This is a genomic window from Rhodococcus sp. IEGM 27, assembly GCF_033142305.1.
GTDB classification, from domain to species: Bacteria; Actinomycetota; Actinomycetes; order Mycobacteriales; family Mycobacteriaceae; genus Rhodococcus_F; species Rhodococcus_F oxybenzonivorans.
In genome coordinates, this window is record NZ_JAWLSG010000001.1 from 438,500 (window position 1) to 456,328 (window position 17,829).

Below are 17,829 nucleotides of genomic sequence, written 5' to 3' on the forward strand. Positions count from 1 at the left end.
TTTAGGGTCGCCTTACTTGCGTAAATCCGATCGGAGGCGCTCTTCATCGACCTCCCAGTAACTGTGCTCACGTCCGTCGAGCAGGACGACCGGCAATCGGTCACCGAATTCGGCCCGCAGTTCCGGGTCCGTGGAAGCCGCCTCGTCGACGTCTATGCACGTCAGTTCCAGCCCGAACTCCTCGCACAGAATCAGCAACTGCTCGCGTGCCGGCGTGCACGCCCCGCAGCCCGCCCGCGTGAGAAGCGTCACCTCGTGTTCGCTGGTACTCATGTCGGATACTTTCCTTTCGCCACCTCTGCGGGACTCACTGTGCCGTTTCCGGGACCGGTAACGCCACCCGGCTCGGAGATGAACGTCACACGATTCGGTGCACGCCGCCATCCGCCCGCCCAGGGTCGGAACCGCGGGATAGGCTGCGTCCAGAGGCTTCAGCGATAGGGGAGGTGCGAGTGCCTGCGCGATCACTACCGAACGGCTCGGGTTTCGGTTCAGGACTGGCGGGGATGATCCTTCCGGGCCGTCGGCAGTTCAGGAATCCGCTGGGCCCGAGCGAGGCCGAGGTACGTGCAAACGTTGCGGGCGAGGCCAGCGCCGATGCCGCGCTGGCCCTCCACGAAGCAGGCACAGAAACCGAAGAGCCCCAGGTTCCCCTGGACCTGACCGCCGCGGCCTTCTTCGACGTCGACAATACGATGGTCCAGGGTGCGTCGATCATCCACTTCGCCCGCGGATTAGCCGCCAGGAAGTACTTGAAGTCCGCCGACCTCCTGGACTTCGCGTGGAAGCAGGTCAAGTTCCGCGTGACCGGCAAGGAGAGCAGCGTCGACGTCGCCTCCGGCCGGGAGAAGGCCCTCTCGTTCGTGGCCGGTAGGTCCACCGCCGAACTCGCCCGGCTCGGCGAGGAGATCTACGACGAGGTCATCGCCGACAAGATCTGGGCAGGCACCCGGGCACTCGCGCAGATGCATCTCGACGCCGGACAACAGGTGTGGCTGGTGACGGCCACTCCCGTGGAACTGGCCCAGGTGATCGCGAAGCGGCTGGGCCTGACCGGGGCCCTCGGCACCGTCGCCGAAAGCGAGGACGGCGTGTTCACCGGACGTCTGGTCGGCGACATCCTGCACGGCCTCGGCAAGGCCCACGCGGTGCGCGCGCTGGCCGTCCGCGAGGGCCTCAACCTCAAACGCTGCACCGCCTACTCGGACAGCCACAACGACGTGCCCATGCTCTCGCTCGTCGGCACGGCCGTCGCCATCAACCCGGACACCGACCTTCGCGAGCTGGCCAAGAACCGGGGGTGGGAGATCCGGGACTTCCGCACCGGCCGCAAGGCCGCCAAGATCGGCGTGCCCACCGCGTTGCTGCTCGGCGCGGCCGGCGGCGCGCTGGCGGCCGTGGTCGCCCGCCGCCGCGAGCACGCGGTCTGACCGGTAACTGCGCCGGTTTCGACCCCGGCTACGACGTGTCGGTGTCAGCCCAGGAAGACGTTGCGCCTCTTCGCGAGGAGCCGGTAGAGCGTCTGCTGGATGGTCTCGCGAACGTGGTCGGTGACCTCGAACAGCTCCATGGGGTCGTCTGCGGCCGACGCGTCGTAGGTATCGGTGACGATGGGCTTGCCGAACTCGATGTACCACTTGGACGGCAGGGGAACCAGCCCGAGCGGCCCGAAATGCGGAAACAGTGGTGTCACCGGGAAGTAGGGCATGCCGAGTAGGCGGGCGAGCGTTCCGAGGTCACCGATCTTCGGATAGATCTCCTCGGAACCGACGATCGAGCACGGGATGATCGGTGCCCCGGTCCGCATGGCGGCGGACACGAACCCACCGCGGCCGAATCTCTGCAGCTTGTAGCGCTCACTGAACGGTTTGCCGATCCCTTTGAAACCTTCGGGGAACACGGCCGCGACCTGACCGGTTTGGAGCAGGCGAACAGCGTCGGGGTTGCACGCCAGGGTGTGCCCGGCCTTACGGGCGAGGTCACCGACCACAGGCATCTCGAACGCAATATCGGCCGCCAGCATGCGCAGCGGCCGATGAGCGGGGTGGTGGTCGTGCACGGCGACCGAGGTCATCAGGCCGTCGAGGGGAAGGACACCGGCATGATTGGCCACCACCAGGGCGCCACCGGTCGACGGAATGTTCTCCAGACCACTGACCTCGACGCGGAACCACTTGTCGAACAGGGGCCGCAGAATCGGCAGCCACACGTTCTCGGCGAAGTGCGGGTCGTAACCGAAGTCGTCGACGTGATAGTCGCCCGACAGGCGTCGGCGCACGAACTCCGCGGTGTTGACGATCTGATCGGCAAGGACCCGTCGGACGGCGTCGACCGCCGACGATCCGGTGTCGGGCTGGGGATCCGGCGGGCTGATCACGGCCGGTGGGGGCATTGCGGACGGATGTCGGCTCTCGCTCTGCTCGCGCCTCGAATTTCCCAGTGCAGCCCCGCGCGCGGTTGATGCACCGTGCAACGGAATGACCTTCGCCACTTCGTTCACCTCTCCCCTTTCGCCGTACCGGTCAGAGCGAGTAGTGCGTTCTCTGCTGCGTCGATCCATTCGTTCTTGATGATGGCGGTGACCCCCGCGGCGCGCGCGAAGTCGTCGAGCGCCTGCATCGTGGTCCACCGTGGCTCGAAGGATAGTTCGGTTCGCATGCGCGTGGTGTCCAGTCCGCAACCGAAGTGGAAGTACTCGAGCTGCTCGTTGGAATACGACCGCATGACCGGCCCCATCAGCGCACGGCCGACATTGCGGAACAGGCTGAACGGCATCGGCACCTCGACACGTCCGGCCCGGCGGATCGCCTGCGACAACATGACGACGCCGTCGCCTGCCACATTGAACGTTCCGGCAGGACCCGACACGGTTGCGCGTTCCAGAGCCGCGAGGGCGTCCTCTTCGTGCAGTACCTGCAGGCGTGCGTCACGGCCCAGGATGGTCGGTACCAGCGGCGATGTCAGGTACCGCGCGACCGTCGCGTTGAGGCGAGGACCGACCAGCGGGGCGAGGCGCAGGATGGACACCGCGATGTCGGGACGCCGGCGTCCCATGCCGCGCAGGTAGCCCTCGATTTCGATGCAGTCCCGTGCGTAGGCGCCGCCGGGGCGGCGGCGCGCGCTCATCTCCTCGGTGAACTTCGCCGGGTCCTGCGCCGTGCTGCCGTAGACTACGGACGCCGAGCGCAGTACCACCTTCCGCACCGTGGGCGCCTTCTGGCAGACCGCGAACAATTGCATGGCGCCGATCACGTTCATGTCTTTCATCGCCGCCCGGCTGCCCGCTTTCGGCGGTCGAGCCAGAGTGGAGGCATGCACTACCGTGTCGACCCCGGCGTTGCGGATCACCTTGCCGATCAGCGGATTGCGGATGTCGGCGCGCACGAACTCGGCGCGGCCCATTCGCCGCAGCATGTCTTTGCTCGGCGACACCGCATCCACCGCGATGACCCGCTCGATATCCGGGTTCTGTGCCAGCCTGGTGACGAGGTATCCCCCGAGGAACCGGCTCGCGCCGGTGACCAGCGCGACGCGCGGCGGCGCCGTACGCTCAGAGCTGCCATCGTCACTCACAACCACTAGAACCCCCGATCACGTAGCGAGTGAGGTCAACGATACGTGCAGCGGGCGGATAGCGCTTCGCACAACGACATTTGGTCGGTCGCCCAGAAGTCGACCCGTCCGAAACGACGAAATGCCCGCCACTCGAGGTGGCGGGCATCGCGGCGTATCTCTTTACTTACCGAGTTTCCTGCGCTGCACTCGGGTGCGGCGAAGCAGCTTACGGTGCTTCTTCTTCGACATGCGCTTACGTCGCTTCTTGATCACTGAACCCATAGCGGGTGTCCCTCACGTTCTTCTCTAGCGTTCCTGCGCACGCCGGTCACGTACGCCTGCGCCTCTCTGGCGCCTGGGCCTCGTTTTAACTAGCTCAGCGCCTTACGACACCAGCTGGCTGGTACGACAGTCGCTAATCGTACCGGTGAGGTTCGCCCGGGAGAAACCGAGGTCACCCTCTTCGTGCCGATCGGTCAACCGGCATCGAAGTACGAGGTTTCAAGGTAGTCGTGCACCGCTTTCGCATGCACTCTGAACGAACGGCCCACCCGGACGGCAGGCAGTTCGCCGCTGTGCACCAACCGATACACAGTCATCTTGGACACTCTCATCAGCGTCGCTACCTCGGCGACGGTGAGAAATTGCGTTCCGGCCAGGGCCGGTTGTCCGTCTTGGGCTGAGCCCTTCGACGGCTTTTTTCCAGACGTCATCAAACACTTACCTCCGGCACGTCTCGCGCCGCCGGCTTCCCCTCCGGCGGAACAGACACGCACGTGCTACTTCGAGCTTAGCGGGACGGATGGGGTTACTGCGACGGGTGTGGGCAATCGAATATCATTCGGTAGAAGTGCCGAGCTCGGCCGATCTCGATTTCGCCGCCTCCAGCGCGTCGTAGAACGCCGATCGGAGACCGTTCTTTTCCAGCTGACGGATCGCGGCAGCAGTCGTTCCACCGGGCGAGGTGACCGCCGCGCGGAGTTCCGTCGTGCTTTCCCCCGACTGGTCGAGCATGGCCGCGGCACCGACCATCGTCTGCACGACCAGCTCGTTCGCCGTCGCGCGGGTCAGCCCGAGACCCACACCGGCGTCGATCATCGCCTCGGCGACGAGGAAGAAGTAGGCGGGTCCGGACCCGGAGACGGCAGTGACCGCGTCGATCTGCGACTCCGGCACCGTCACGACCTTGCCCACGGCAGACAACACCCCACGTACCAGGTCGAGATGGTCCTTCTTCACATGGCGGCCGGGAGCGAGCACGCTGACGCCCTCCCCTACCAGCATCGGCGTGTTCGGCATGACCCGGACGACGGGGAACCCGGCAGGCAGGCGCTTCTCGTAGTACGAGGTGGGAATGCCCGCCGCCAGGGACACGAGAATCTGTTCACGCTCACCGTCGAGGTCGGCCTTCGACACCGCCGTGAGCGCGGACTCGACGTCACCGGGCTTGACGGCCACCACGATGACGTCGGCTCCCTCCGCGGCGTCCTGGGGGCTGCTCACACACACGGAGTACTCGGCTGCCAGTTCGGCAGCCCGCGGTGGATGCTGCTCGGCCACCACGAGATCCTTCACCGCGTGTCCTGATTGCAGGAGGCCCGAGATGAGCGCCTCGCCGATCCGGCCGCCTCCGATAACCGCAATTCTCGTCATGCCGGACAGCCTGCCACGACCCGTGGCGGCGTGTTTCTAGCGGGGGATCATGGCCAGCTGACGGCTTTGCACGACGATTGCACCGGTCGAGTCGAGGACCGTGTGGTCCTCTTCGAACCACGCACTGCCGAGCACCGTGCTGCTGGCCATCACGCGGAGCCACCCCGGTGCGGGCTGCCTGCGCAGATAGGTGGTGAGCTGCACGGTGGGTGCCCACCCGAACATTCCGCGGTTCATCGTCACGGGTGCACTGATGTCGCCCGTCATGATGGCGAACAGTGCGGCGGTGTCGGGGTCGTTCTCGTCGTCGGCACGCGGTCGGACCCACATGCGCACCTCCGGCTCGCCCTGATTGCCGGCGAGGAAGTGGGCGGACGTGCCGTCGACGCGCATGTCGCATCCCTGAGCCACGTGCACGATTTGGCCCATCGGGTGGTCGGGCGTGAGTATTACCGCGTCGGCGGGCGGCTCCACCGGAAGCTGGGCCAACGCATGATCGACGCTGTAGTGAGGTTCACCCGCGTCGGGAACACCCAGCGTGACCGACGCATGGACGGCGACCCGGTCGCCCTGCCGGAGCTCGACGTCGACGAACGACACCTGCTTGCCCCGCTTGCGCACCGTGGTCGAGAGGGTGACCTCGCCGGGGTCGGGAGCGGCAAGGTAGTTGGCCCCCACTGCGAGTGGCTGAACCCGGGCGAGATCGCCTGCACCGCCGTCGTCGGCCAGGCGGGCGCGTGCGGCCGCCGCGCACAGCGACATCATGGAGCCGCCATGCACCTTCGGCCCGATGGTCCAGATGGGGTCGATGTGCGCCTTGAACGTCCCGTCACCGCCGGGAGTGAGGGCGTTGAGGTCGCGGAAGGGTGCAGAGCTCACGAAACGTCCTGTTCATCGGTTTTCTGAAAGAAATTCTGGGCAATGTCCTGATGGGCGAGTCGGCGCATCGCGGCGATCACCGGTTCGTAGATCGCAGTCCCGAGCACCGCACAGCGCACAGCATCCTCTGCCGAGCCGGTGGGCATCAGCCCGATGTCCACCTCGGCGATACCGCGAATGTGCCGCCCGTAGGCGTCGAGGCGCTCATCGGTCATCGGGATACCCGCATCTTCCAAGGCCTCGAGCGCGCGTTCGAGTTGCGCGACCGCCACGTACCGGGGGTCGTAGATCTGCCCGAGTTTCTCGAGCACGGCGCGCGCCCGCGGATAGTCACCGGGATCGGCCGGAATGTCGAGGTAGGGCGGTAGTTGACCGATCGCCTGGCCGAGCACCTCGAACAGCGAGCCGTCGGGGTGGTCGATGAGCTGGAGGACCTTTCGGATGCGCGGGATCGGGAGTCCGGCCCCGGCGAGTGCCTTCACCAGCCCGAGGCGCCGAACGTGTTCTTCGCCGTACCTGGCCTGAGTCGCGCTCGTCGCCTCGCCCGGCATCAGCAGACCCTCGCGCAGGTAGTACTTCACGGTCGCCAGAGGAACGCCGGTACAGGCAACCAGTTCCGACACGCGCACGGTGCCTCCTACCGCGACTCGATCAGGGACTCCATCGTTGGATACTCCAGCTATCCAATGGTGGTGTCAGCTTACCGCAGCAGGAATGGCCTCATCGCCCGCGGGTTCAGGTCAGGTGTCGTCGTGATCGCCGCCGGGGCGGCTTTGTGCCGAACCGGACGTGGCGCGGCCTGTCCCGAGGTGCTCCCTGGCGAAGGCCAGCGCCTGACCGAGCATCGACGCCCGCTCGCGCCGGGTCCGCGCGTTCTGAGTGTTGATCTCGATCACAGCCTGTCCCTCGAAGCCCGAGTCGACGAGGTGACGGCATACCTCGGCGCACGGCTGTCCGCCGTGCCCAGGAATGAGGTGTTCGTCCATCGAGGCTCCCCGGCCGTCGGCGAGGTGCAGATGCGCCAGACCCGACCCCATCCGCTCCGCCAGCTTCATCGCGTCCATACCCGCAGTGGCGGTGTGCGAAAGATCGAGCGTGTAGTGGGCATGACCGGAATCGGTGGGGTCGTAGGAGGGACTGAACGCCGACAACGCGGCCCCGGGGCCGCCGCGACGACGAAGCCGCTCGGCCGAACGCTCCTTGCTTCCGAAGAAGCCGTCCGCCCGCATCGGGAACATGTTCTCGACTGCGACGATCACGTCGCTGCGCTCCTCCAGCGCGGCGACCTGGTCGCTGAACCCCTCCGCATACCGGCGTTGCCAGCGGAACGGTGGATGCACCACGACGCTCGTCGCGCCCAACGCCTCCGCGGTGCGCACCGAACGGTCGAGCTTCGCGACCGGGTCGGCGCCCCACACTCGCTGCGAGATCAGCAGACATGGAGTGTGAATCGCCTGAACCGGCATCGCATACTTGCGAACCAGTGCGGCGACGGCACCGATATCCTGACTCACCGACTCCGCCCACACCATCAACTCGACGCCGTCGTACCCCAGCTCCGCCGCGTATCGGAAGGCGGCCTCAGTGTTCTCCGGATACACCGACGCCGTCGACAGCCCGACCAGAACCTTGCGCCCGCGCGGTGTCTGCCGCGCCTGCACGTACCCACTGTCCCCGACCATGAGCAACTCAGCCCGACGCAAGCATGAAGGCGAGCGGCCCCAGAGTGACGATCATTCCGACCACGACGGCGATCACGAAGCTGGTGATGTCGTCGGTGCGGCGCAGGATGCGCACCATAGCCACCAATCCGACGATGACGAGCAAGGCGAGGATCAGCGCGACCCACGGGAACACGTCCCACAGCTTCTCGAAGCCCTTGAACAACAGGGCGCCGGCGATCACCGCGATCACACCCTGGCCCGCCAGAACCGCCCACTCGCGGGCGGCACTACTTTCCTGCTCGGTGCCGTCGACGTCCTTCGCGGCCTTGGCAGCTCTGGCGGCTTCCACTTTCGCCTCTTTACGCGAGCGACGTGGAGTGGCGGCCTGTTCGGTTTCCGCCTCCGGCGCCTCGTCGGTGGCGGCGGCGATCAACTCGGTGTCCTCACCGGCCTTCGCGGCATCCGCGTCGCGCGACTGCCGCATCAGGTCGCCGGCAAGCGTCGAGCCGGACAGCAGCCCGGGCTCCTGCTGTGTTCCCGACTGCCTCGCTCCCGACTGCTTCGTTCCCGACTGCTCGGCCGCCTTGTTCTCGGATGCGGTCTCGGGCTTCTTCGGTGTCTTGACGAGCATGCCGGTGCCGGCTGGCGCCGGCGTGCCGTTCGGGACGGCCTTTGCCTCCGCCTGCGGCTTCGCCTCCGGGGCCGGCTTGGCGGTAGCAGCCTGATTCGCGGCGGGACCAGGCTTGCCGGCGGGAACAGGCTTGCCGGCGGGAGCCGCCTGCACGCGGGGTGCGGCGACGGTGGGCGCCGGTTCCGGCGTTTTCGTCACCGAAGCGGGTTCGGCGGCCGCCGGCGCGACAGGTGCGGCGGCCGGCTTCGGGCGCTCCTGCGTGACGGACCGACTCACCCAGGCGCCCTGATGATCACGTGATGTCGCCGTGGCGGAGGCGCCATTGCGACCGGCGGCGGGGCGACGGGCGGCAGGGCGACTGGCGATGGGCTCGTCATCGTCGTCATCGTCGAACGGTGCCTTGAATGCGGCAGTGCGCTCATCTGCCGTCACCGACCGCGGGGTGGCCCGCGTGGGCGTCGCCGCAGGTTTGGGCTCGGGCTTACGTTCGGGCTCGGGCTTACGTTCGGGCTCGGACGCAGATTCGGGCTCCGGCTCGGAATCGAGTGCCCGCGACTCGGACGAATCCCGGACGACCGGGATCTCACCGGTCAGCTCGGCAACGGAGATTCCGCCCTTGACGCCGCGACGACGTCTTCCCCCACGGGACTCCACTTGCTGCCCATTGCGTTTGAGCAGTTCTGAAACAGAGATCTGTTGACTGTCCTCGGTCATCGAGCACCCACCATCAATTCACCGCCCATTTCCGTGTCGAGCTTTCGGAGGATCAGACCCTCCCGCAGAGCCCAGGGGCAGATTTCCAATTCTTCTACCCCGAGAGCTCTCATGCTGGCCTCCGCGACGAGTGCTCCGGCGACGATCTGCTGCGACCGGTCGGAGCTCACTCCCTCTAATTCTGCACGGTCCGCCGCCGTCATCCGCGAAATGAAAGCTATGAGTTGCCTGAGACCGCTCGAGGTGAGCGTGCGCTTCACACGGGGACCGGCACCGGACGGCGCGGCGCCCGTGAGACGGGCCAGGGACCGGAAGGTTTTCGACGTGCCGACGGCACGATCCCATTCCCCTGCCGCCCGCAGCTCCTTCGACGGGACCGCGAGTTCGGCATCGAGCCAGTCACGCAGCACCGCGACCCTGCGTTTCCCCGGCGGGTCAGCCTCGAGCCAGTCACGCGTGAGGCGGCCCGCCCCGAGCTGTAACGACAGCGCGACGTCCGGGTCCTCGTCGCCTCCGCTCGTCAGTTCGAGGGATCCGCCACCGATATCGATGTTGAGGATGCGCCCCGCGCTCCATCCGTACCAGCGGCGCACGGCGAGGAAAGTCAGCCGCGCTTCGTCGACGCCGGACAGGACTTCGAGTCTCACCCCGGTCTCGGCATGTACGCGGCCGAGAACGGCATCCGAGTTTTTCGCGTCACGCACGGCCGAGGTGGCGAAGGCCATCAGCTCGCCGCAGCCCGAGGTCTTCGCGATCGCCGCGAAGTCGGCGACCGTCGCCACCAGGCGGTCTGCGCCCGCAGCTGTGATGTCACCGAGTTCGTCCGTGTTCTCCGCCAGCCGCAATGTCGACTTGGTGGAGCTCATCGGTGTGGGGTGGCCGCCCCTGTGGGCGTCCACTACGAGCAGATGGACGGTGTTGCTTCCGACGTCGAGTACCCCTAGTCGCACATTGACACGGTACTGGGTCTACCGTCGGGCTTTGTGACAGCAGGTAAAGCAGGGCGTTCCCACAAGATGACGCCCAGCCCCGAAGTTCCCCTCGATTTCGCTCGCGAGTGGGTCGAATTCCCCGATCCGGACAACGCCGAGCACATCATCGCTGCCGACATGACGTGGCTGCTCTCCCACTGGACCTGCGTGTTCGGCACGCCGGCGTGTCAGGGAATCCTCGAGGACCGGCCCGATGACGGTTGCTGTTCGCACGGGGCCTTCCTCTCCGACGATGAGGATCTCGAGAAGCTGAACGAGTCGGTGAAGCTGCTCACACCCGAGGACTGGCAGTTCATGGACAAGGGTCTCGGCAAGAAGGGCTACGTCGAAGAGGACGACCTCGAGGACGAGCCCGCCCTGCGCACCCGCCGATACAAAGGCGCGTGCATCTTCCTCAACCGCCCCGGATTCGCGGGCGGCGTCGGGTGTGCGCTGCACTCGATGGCGTTGAAGCGAGGGATCGAGCCCCTCGAAGTGAAGCCGGACGTGTGCTGGCAGCTCCCGATCCGCCGCACCCAGGAATGGGTCGAACGCCCGGACGGCGAGCAGATACTCAAGACGACGATCACCGAGTACGACCGGCGCGGCTGGGGCGAGGGTGGCGAGGACCTCGCCTGGTACTGCTCCGGCTCACCCGACGCCCATGTCGGCGCCAAGGCGGTGTGGCAGTCGTATGCGCCCGAACTGGCGGAACTGCTCGGTAAGGCCGCCTACGCCGAATTGGCGAAGTTGTGTGCTCGCAGGGCAGGCCTCGGTCTCATCGCCGTCCATCCCGCCACCTCTATCGCGCAACGGAACCCGGCCCGGTAACGGATCGGACCCAGCGGTCGATTTCCCAGGCACGGCCCGCTTGCGGGCACAGCCACGGCACGGCCCGTTCGCGGGCACAGCCACGATGGGAGAGAACATGCTTGCTCGAATTCTGTCCGCTGCCCTGTTGACCGCCGCCGCCGCACTGACCCTCGCCCCGGTCGCCGCCGCGAACCCTGCCGATGACCCGTACGGCTGGAACACCTATCACGACAAGACCGCGAACTTCGTCGCACCGCTCGACCCCGGCGCATTCGGCGACAGGGGCGACAAGGCCATCGTGTTGAGCCCCTACGGCACGTCCCGCGTCATCGAGTGCAAGGGCGACGGACACTATGTCGCCGTGTCGTGCCGTCAGTTCGACGACCAGGCGCGCGAGCACGCCATCACGCAGGTGATGTTCGCCCCGTTCCGGCCCGTCTACGTCTACAACCCGTTCTGAGGTCGGCTCAGGCCTCGAGCTTGTAGCCGAGGCCGCGCACGGTCACCAGGTGCTCGGGCTTGGCCGGGTCCGTTTCGATCTTCGAGCGGAGACGCTTGACGTGGACGTCCAGGGTTTTGGTGTCGCCGACGTAGTCGGCACCCCACACGCGGTCGATCAGCTGACCCCGCGTGAGCACCCGGCCCGAGTTCCGCAACAGGTACTCGAGTAGGTCGAATTCCTTGAGCGGCAGGGTGACCGCCTCGCCGTTGACCTGCACTACGTGACGTTCGACGTCCATGCGGACCGGGCCGGCCTCGAGGACCGCCGAGTCCTGCGCCACGTCGAGATCGTTGTCGACGCCGCGGCGCAGCACCGCGCGGATCCGGGCGATCAGTTCCCGCGCGGAGTACGGCTTGGTCACGTAGTCGTCAGCTCCGAGTTCGAGTCCGACCACCTTGTCGATTTCGCTGTCGCGCGCCGTCACCATGATGACGGGCACACCGGATCGGCTACGCAACTGCTTGCACACGTCCGTTCCGCTCATACCCGGGAGCATGAGGTCGAGGAGGACGATGTCCGCGCCGGAACGATCGAACTCGGCAAGGGCCGAGGGGCCGTCGCCGACGACGGTCGTCTCGAACCCTTCCTTGCGTAACAGGAATGCCAACGGGTCGGCCAGGGATTCCTCGTCTTCCACGATCAGCACACTTGTCATCGCTTGGCCTCCATACCGATTTCTCTCTTTCCGACGTTTCCGCCGTCGGCGTCCCCGCCGTTCGGATCTACTGTCTCGATGTGTGCAGGTATTTGCAGGGTAAACGTCGAACCCGTTCCGGGCTTGCTCCACAATTCGATGGATCCGTTGTGGTTGGCGGCGACGTGCTTCACGATGGCGAGTCCGAGTCCCGTGCCGCCGGTCGCCCGCGCGCGGGCCTTGTCGACTCGGAAGAAGCGCTCGAACACCCGCTCCTGGTCGGCTTTGGCGATCCCTTCGCCGCGGTCGGTGACCGAGATCGCAACGTTGGCGCCCCGCATCGAGCGGCTCACCGACACCGGTGTCCGCTTCGGTGAGTAGGCGATGGCGTTCTGCACCAGGTTGGTGAGGGCGGTGACCAGCAGTGCGCGGTCACCGAGCACTTCGAAGCCGCTGGGATGGTCGGTGGTGACAGAGATGCCGGCCGCCTCCGCAGAGATCTTGCACCGTTGCAGGGCCTCGTCCACCACCTCGTCGACCGACACAGCCTCGAGGTCGGGGAGCTTCTCGGCGCCCTGCAGCCGGGACAGCGCGATCAGTTCGGTGACCATTTTGCCGAGGCGGACCGATTCGTGGAGCACCCGCTCCCCGAAATGTCGCACCGACTCCGGGTCGTCCGCCGACTCGAGAAGTGCCTCGGCGAGCAGTCCCATGGCCCCGACCGGGGTTTTCAGTTCGTGGCTGACGTTCGCGACGAAATCGCGGCGGGTCGCCTCCATCCGCACCTGTTCGGAATCGTCGTCGGCGAACAGGACCACGAATTTGTGGTCTTCCTTGCTGAGCAGCCGTGCGGTACCCCGCACAGCGATCCGGTCACGTCCGCGTTGGGGGGTCTTCGTGCTGAGATCGACTTCTACGGGCTCACCGGTCTCGAGGACGCGCAGAGCCGCCACCCAGGCGCGGTCGTCGACGAGCCGGTTGCGGACCAGGCCGAGTTCCTCGGCGCGGGGGTTGAAGAGGACCACGTCGTGGAACTGGTCCACCACGGCGATCCCGCTTTCCGACGCCAGAACGATCAGGTCGAGCACTTGCGACATGGTCAGCCCGGATTGCTCCGCCATCCGCTGCGAGTGCCGTGTCGACAGCATGGGAATCAGCACACCACCGATCAGGTAACCGACGAAGCCGCCCATGACGGCAAGCAGTACGCCTTGAACAACGCTCACGCCTGAATCGTACGTTCGCGGGAACCGCTGGTGATGCAGGGTTCAGCCATTTCCGTGCACGTCACACGTCGGAACCGCACTCTTCGCCCGTCGTTCACCCGTTGTTGGCCGGGTGCCCCGCGCACGGGGCACCCGGCCGGCCCACACGGACTACTTACCGCCCTGATTCGCCACCGCCGCAGCGCCCGCGGCCGCCGCTTCGGGATCGAGGTAGGTACCACCCGGGTTGAGGGGTGTCAGGTTCTCGTCCAGGTCGTAACGCAGCGGGATCCCTGTCGGAATGTTGAGCCCGGCGATGGCGTCGTCGGAGATGCCGTCGAGGTGCTTGACCAGGGCTCGGAGCGAGTTGCCGTGGGCGGTGACGAGGACGGTCTTGCCCGCCAGCAGGTCGGCGGAGATCGTGTCTTCCCAGTACGGGATTAGGCGCTTGACGACGTCGAGGAGGCACTCGGTGAGGGGTACCTCGTCGAGTCCCGCGTACCGGGCGTCGGTGTCCTGGCTGTATTCGCTACCCGCGTCGATCGGCGGCGGCGGGGTGTCGTAGCTGCGGCGCCACAGCATGAACTGCTCGTCGCCGTACTTGTCCTTCACCTGAGCCTTGTTGCGCCCTTGGAGGGCGCCGTAGTGGCGTTCGTTGAGACGCCAGTCGCGGACCACCGGAATCCAGTGCCGATCGGCTGCGTCGAGCGCGATGTTGGCCGTGCTGATCGCCCGGCGCAGCAGCGACGTGTACGACACGTCGGGAAGCAGGTCGTGCTCGCGCAGCAGTTCGCCGGCGCGCTTGCCCTCGGCGATGCCCTTATCGGTCAGGTGAACGTCCACCCAGCCGGTGAACAAGTTGAGTGCATTCCATTCGCTCTCGCCGTGACGGAGCAGCACAAGGGTTCCGGTACTCATGCCGTTCATCCTGGCATGCGTCCCGGAACCCTTGCGTCCTGAACCCCTCTACCGCCCGCCCACAGGCCGGCCGGGAGCGCCTACTTCGCAGCCTCGGCGGCGCGTAGGTCCTTGCGGAGGATCTTGCCGGCGGCCGATTTCGGCACCAGGTCGATGAACTCGACCTTGCGGACCTTCTTGTGCGGGGAGACCTTCTCGGCGACGAACGCGATCACCGCGTCCTCGTCCAGGTCGGCGCCCTGTTGCCGGACCACGAACGCCTTGGGCACCTCCTCACCCTCCTCGTCGAGGACGCCGATCACGGCGGCGTCGGCGATCTGCGGATGCGTCAACAACAACGCCTCCAACTCGGCGGGCGGCACCTGATAACCCTTGTACTTGATCAACTCCTTCATCCGGTCCACGATCGTCACCACCCCCTCGGCATCGACCGTCGCGATGTCCCCGGTATGCAGATACCCGTCCGCATCCAGGGTTTCCGCGGTCGCCTCCTCGTTACCGAGATACCCGGCCATGATGTTCGGACCCTTGCACCACAACTCCCCCGCCGCGCTGACCCCCTCGGTCGGCTGCTCGATCTCCGCACCGGTCCCGGGATCGACCAGCTTGCATTCCATGTTCGCGATGCTCGGACCCACCGAGTCCAGCGCAATGTCATCCCGGTCGAACGGAATGACATGCGAGACCGGGCTCATCTCCGACATCCCGTACCCCTGCCGCACCCGGCACCCGAGCCGGTTCGCCACCGCCTTGCCCAGTTCCTGATCCAGCGGGGCGGCCCCTGAGAAGATCGAGTGCACACTCGACAGGTCGTACTGATCGATCAGCGGATGCTTGGCCAACGCCACCGCCACCGGCGGGGCGATGAACACATACGTGCACCTCTGCTCCGCGACGATCGTCAAGAACTCGACCAGGTCGAACTTCGGCATCGTCACCAGGGCGGCCCGCTTACGCAGGGCGGCGTTGAGCAGCACCGTCATCCCGTAGATGTGGAAGAACGGCAACACCGCGAGGACTCTGTCGTCGGCGCGGATCCCGATCGGCCGGTCGATCTGGCAGACATTCGCCACCAGGTTGCGGTGAGTGAGCATCACCCCTTTCGGCCGGCCGGTGGTGCCCGAGGAGTACGGCAGCACCGCCAACTGGGTGCCCGGGTCGAACGACACCTCCGGCGCCGGCGCCCCCTCGGCCAGCAGATCCTTCAGTGACGGGTGCCCGTCGGCGCCGTCCAACACGATCACATGCGCGGCCGGGATCCCGACCTGCGCGGCCGCGGCCTTCGCCTGCGGCAGCAGCGGGGAGACGGTGAACAGGAACTTCGCCTTCGAGTCGGTGAGCTGCTTGGCGATGTCCTCGGCGGTGTACAACGCGTTGATCGTGGTCGCGACCCCACCGGCCCGCAGGATCCCGTGGAACACCGACGCGAACGCCGGCACGTTCGGCGAATGCAACGCCGCCACCTCACCGACGGCCAGCCCGCGCGCCGCGAGCGCCCCCGCGACCCCGTTGATCTGGGCGATCAACGACCGATAGGTGGTGACCGCACCGGAAGCGCCGTCGATCAACGCGGGCCGATCCCCCTCGGCCTCATCGACCTGGCCGAAGAGGAAGTCGTAGACGCTGAGGTTCGGAATCTCGACGTCCGGAAACGGGCTCTTGAAGCTCACTGGGGCCTCTCCCTCGAAATGTTGCAGCAGCAGTTGTCGACACAAGTTTCTGTGAAAGTCAGAAACATGTACCTATCCTGTGATGACAGTCACAGGCTGCAGCAACTCTACCCGCGCGTATTTCTTTGCCGCGGGCGGTTGTCGGGACCTCATTCCTCCGTGTCGTCGATCAGATGCTCGAACGGTTTGAGGTTGGCGAGCGACTCCCCACGGGAGACCCGCCAGTCCCACTCCCGCTTGATGGAGCTGGCGAATCCCAACTCCAGGAGGGTGTTGAAATCGCCGTCTGCGGCCTCGAGGACCTGCCCGAGCACGCGGTCCAGTTCGTCCTCGTTCACGGCGTGGCCGGCAAGCTGCCCGACCAGATAGATGTCGCCGATCTTGTCCAGCGTGTACGCCACCGAGTACAGCCGCCGATTGCGGCGCAACAGGAACTTGTACACGCCCTCGAAGTTCTCGTCGGGTTTGCGGCACACGAACGCCTCCACCCGAACACCATGCGTGCCGACGGTCAGCAGGGTGGTGGTCTTCAACTTGCGCTCACCCGGCAACTCGACGATGAAATGCGTCGAGTCCTTCCTGGTGAACTCCATCTCACGCTCGGTAAGGGCAGACTCGATGACTTCGGCAAGATCGCTCATGCGCGCACTCCCCCGACCCGGCGCAGTTTCCACAATCCGCGTCCGCGGCGCGGGGAGAACTCGCTCGGCCCGATTCCGTAGTTGTAGTTGACTGTCGCTTGCCGGTAACTCTCGAGAAGCCCTTCCGCGGTGTGCTCCCACGAGAAATTCTCGGCGTGTCGCGGCGCCTCGGCGGCCAGGGCAGCCAGCCGCCGCGGATCGGACACCAGCGAGTGCAACGCCGTCGCCCAGTCCCCTGTGCGGTGCCCGTCCACGAGCAGTCCGGTCTCGCCGTTGCGTACCGCGACACCGAGGCCGCCCACGTGCGCGGCGATCACCGGGGTGCCGCAGGCCTGCGCCTCGATGGCGACCAGACCGAATGATTCCGAATAACTGGGTACGGCAACGAGATCAGAAGCGCGGTAGACGTCGGCGAGTCGGTCGGGTGCCTGCGGAGGAAGGAAGGTGACGTGGGCCGCGATACCGAGCGAGGAGGCGAGTTCGATCAGTGCGTGGGGTCGGGCCAGCCCGGTACCGGACGGACCACCGACGACGAGAACCCGCAGGCTCGACTCGGGATCGCGGGCGATGAGTTCCGCGGCGGCACTCAGCAGCACATCGGGAGCCTTGAGTGGCTGGATGCGGCCGACGAAAGTCACCACGGTCTCGCGGGGGTCGATGCCGAGCGCGCGCCGGGCCGCACCCTTGTCGCCGGGCCGGTACCGCGTCAGGTCGGCGCCGGGGGCAACGACATCGATCCGGCTCGGGTCGGCGCCGTAATGCCGGACCAGTTGCTCTGACTCTTCGGCGGTATTGGCGACGAGACGGTCCGACTCGGCAACGACCTGCTGTTCGCCGATCTGGCGAGCGGCAGGCTCGGGGGTGTCGCCCTCGGCGAGCGACGCGTTCTTCACCGCGGCCAGCGTGTGCGCGGTGTGGACGAGCGGCACGCCCCACCGGTCGCGGGCGAGCCAGCCGACCTGACCGGACAACCAGTAATGCGAGTGCACGACGTCGTAGTAGCCCGGTTCGTGGCGCGCCTCCTCGCGGAGCACACCCGCAACGAACGCGCAGAGCTGCGTGGGCAGGTCCTGCTTGTCCAGTCCCTCGAACGGGCCGGCCACCACGTTGCGGACCAGCACGCCGGGTGCCGCCTCCTGCACCGCCTGATCAGCGGACGACGTGGCCCTGGTGAAGATCTCCACCTCGACCCCGCGCCGGGCCATCTGCATGGCGGTCTGCAGGACGTACACGTTCATTCCGCCCGCATCGCCGGTACCCGGCTGCGCCAACGGTGACGTGTGGACCGAAAGCACGGCCACCCTGCGGGGGCGCGCACCCCGGCCGAGCCCGCCGAGGTCGTTGTACATGGGCGTCACGAACTCCATACTGCCCCCTCG

Annotated in this window: 20 protein-coding genes; 3 read left to right on the plus strand and 17 right to left on the minus strand. The window is 66.6% G+C overall.

Translation table 11 applies throughout. The features are described from left to right. Positions 1 to 12: 12 nt before the first annotated feature. On the minus strand, positions 13 to 273 hold the full coding sequence (locus R4P95_RS02060) for a glutaredoxin family protein (protein WP_159920287.1): 261 nt from the start codon (positions 271 to 273) through the stop codon (positions 13 to 15). A 179-nt stretch (positions 274 to 452) separates the two neighbouring features. Between R4P95_RS02060 and R4P95_RS02065 the strand changes: the two genes are divergently transcribed. Beyond that, complete coding sequence (locus R4P95_RS02065) at positions 453 to 1,430, plus strand: HAD-IB family hydrolase (RefSeq protein ID WP_317743454.1); 978 nt, start codon at positions 453 to 455, stop codon at positions 1,428 to 1,430. Between the two features lie 44 nt (positions 1,431 to 1,474). Here the strand turns inward: R4P95_RS02065 and R4P95_RS02070 are convergent, their stop codons facing one another. The 10 genes from R4P95_RS02070 to R4P95_RS02115 all read right to left on the minus strand — a co-directional run bounded on the left by R4P95_RS02070 (position 1,475) and on the right by R4P95_RS02115 (position 10,046). After that, complete coding sequence (locus R4P95_RS02070) at positions 1,475 to 2,500, minus strand: lysophospholipid acyltransferase family protein (RefSeq protein ID WP_213573111.1); 1,026 nt, start codon at positions 2,498 to 2,500, stop codon at positions 1,475 to 1,477. Further along, on the minus strand, positions 2,497 to 3,573 hold the full coding sequence (locus R4P95_RS02075) for an NAD-dependent epimerase/dehydratase family protein (RefSeq protein ID WP_201453527.1): 1,077 nt from the start codon (positions 3,571 to 3,573) through the stop codon (positions 2,497 to 2,499). Before R4P95_RS02075 ends, R4P95_RS02070 begins: the two co-directional genes overlap by 4 nt. 162 nt (positions 3,574 to 3,735) lie before the next feature. Beyond that, positions 3,736 to 3,837: a 30S ribosomal protein bS22 gene (locus R4P95_RS02080; protein WP_003402602.1), complete on the minus strand. Its 102-nt coding sequence runs from the start codon at positions 3,835 to 3,837 to the stop codon at positions 3,736 to 3,738. 194 nt (positions 3,838 to 4,031) lie between these two features. Then, positions 4,032 to 4,268: a helix-turn-helix domain-containing protein gene (locus R4P95_RS02085; RefSeq protein ID WP_109327837.1), complete on the minus strand. Its 237-nt coding sequence runs from the start codon at positions 4,266 to 4,268 to the stop codon at positions 4,032 to 4,034. A gap of 124 nt (positions 4,269 to 4,392) precedes the next feature. Beyond that, positions 4,393 to 5,208 carry a pyrroline-5-carboxylate reductase gene (gene proC, locus R4P95_RS02090; protein ID WP_213573112.1) on the minus strand — a complete coding sequence of 272 codons (816 nt, stop codon included), beginning with the start codon at positions 5,206 to 5,208 and terminating at the stop codon, positions 4,393 to 4,395. A gap of 36 nt (positions 5,209 to 5,244) precedes the next feature. Then, positions 5,245 to 6,087 (minus strand): thioesterase family protein, encoded by an 843-nt coding sequence (locus R4P95_RS02095; RefSeq protein WP_317743455.1) that lies wholly within the window; start codon positions 6,085 to 6,087, stop codon positions 5,245 to 5,247. After that, positions 6,084 to 6,716, minus strand: a complete 633-nt coding sequence (locus tag R4P95_RS02100) for a MerR family transcriptional regulator (protein ID WP_213573114.1) — start codon at positions 6,714 to 6,716, stop codon at positions 6,084 to 6,086. Before R4P95_RS02100 ends, R4P95_RS02095 begins: the two co-directional genes overlap by 4 nt. A gap of 111 nt (positions 6,717 to 6,827) precedes the next feature. Continuing rightward, a complete protein-coding gene (locus R4P95_RS02105; RefSeq protein ID WP_317743456.1) occupies positions 6,828 to 7,769 on the minus strand; it encodes a sugar phosphate isomerase/epimerase in 942 nt (313 codons plus the stop codon). 7 nt (positions 7,770 to 7,776) lie between these two features. Then, positions 7,777 to 9,096, minus strand: coding sequence for a hypothetical protein (locus tag R4P95_RS02110; RefSeq protein ID WP_317743457.1), 1,320 nt, complete (start codon positions 9,094 to 9,096; stop codon positions 7,777 to 7,779). Beyond that, positions 9,093 to 10,046 carry a Ppx/GppA phosphatase family protein gene (locus R4P95_RS02115; protein WP_213573117.1) on the minus strand — a complete coding sequence of 318 codons (954 nt, stop codon included), beginning with the start codon at positions 10,044 to 10,046 and terminating at the stop codon, positions 9,093 to 9,095. The genes R4P95_RS02110 and R4P95_RS02115 overlap by 4 nt, the downstream gene beginning before the upstream one ends. 66 nt (positions 10,047 to 10,112) lie before the next feature. Here R4P95_RS02115 and R4P95_RS02120 point away from each other — a divergent pair, with 66 nt between their 5' ends. Beyond that, on the plus strand, positions 10,113 to 10,898 hold the full coding sequence (locus R4P95_RS02120) for a hypothetical protein (protein ID WP_109327823.1): 786 nt from the start codon (positions 10,113 to 10,115) through the stop codon (positions 10,896 to 10,898). 97 nt (positions 10,899 to 10,995) lie between these two features. Further along, the gene (locus R4P95_RS02125; RefSeq protein WP_213573118.1) at positions 10,996 to 11,340 is read left to right on the plus strand and encodes a hypothetical protein; all 345 of its coding nucleotides are present in this window, start codon (positions 10,996 to 10,998) and stop codon (positions 11,338 to 11,340) included. A gap of 7 nt (positions 11,341 to 11,347) precedes the next feature. Here the strand turns inward: R4P95_RS02125 and R4P95_RS02130 are convergent, their stop codons facing one another. The 6 genes from R4P95_RS02130 to mshA all read right to left on the minus strand — a co-directional run bounded on the left by R4P95_RS02130 (position 11,348) and on the right by mshA (position 17,817). Then, entirely contained in the window at positions 11,348 to 12,037 is a 690-nt protein-coding gene (locus tag R4P95_RS02130) for a response regulator transcription factor (protein ID WP_109327819.1), read from the minus strand. Beyond that, a complete protein-coding gene (locus R4P95_RS02135) occupies positions 12,034 to 13,242 on the minus strand; it encodes a sensor histidine kinase (RefSeq protein WP_213573119.1) in 1,209 nt (402 codons plus the stop codon). Before R4P95_RS02135 ends, R4P95_RS02130 begins: the two co-directional genes overlap by 4 nt. Before the next feature lie 150 nt (positions 13,243 to 13,392). Then, on the minus strand, positions 13,393 to 14,148 hold the full coding sequence (locus R4P95_RS02140; protein WP_213573120.1) for a phosphoglyceromutase: 756 nt from the start codon (positions 14,146 to 14,148) through the stop codon (positions 13,393 to 13,395). Between the two features lie 71 nt (positions 14,149 to 14,219). Continuing rightward, complete coding sequence (locus tag R4P95_RS02145) at positions 14,220 to 15,809, minus strand: AMP-binding protein (protein ID WP_317743458.1); 1,590 nt, start codon at positions 15,807 to 15,809, stop codon at positions 14,220 to 14,222. Positions 15,810 to 15,958: 149 nt separating this feature from the next. Then, positions 15,959 to 16,450: a YbjN domain-containing protein gene (locus tag R4P95_RS02150; protein ID WP_109327811.1), complete on the minus strand. Its 492-nt coding sequence runs from the start codon at positions 16,448 to 16,450 to the stop codon at positions 15,959 to 15,961. Beyond that, positions 16,447 to 17,817, minus strand: a complete 1,371-nt coding sequence (gene mshA / locus R4P95_RS02155; protein ID WP_397517667.1) for a D-inositol-3-phosphate glycosyltransferase — start codon at positions 17,815 to 17,817, stop codon at positions 16,447 to 16,449. The genes R4P95_RS02150 and mshA overlap by 4 nt, the downstream gene beginning before the upstream one ends. Positions 17,818 to 17,829 lie beyond the last annotated feature (12 nt).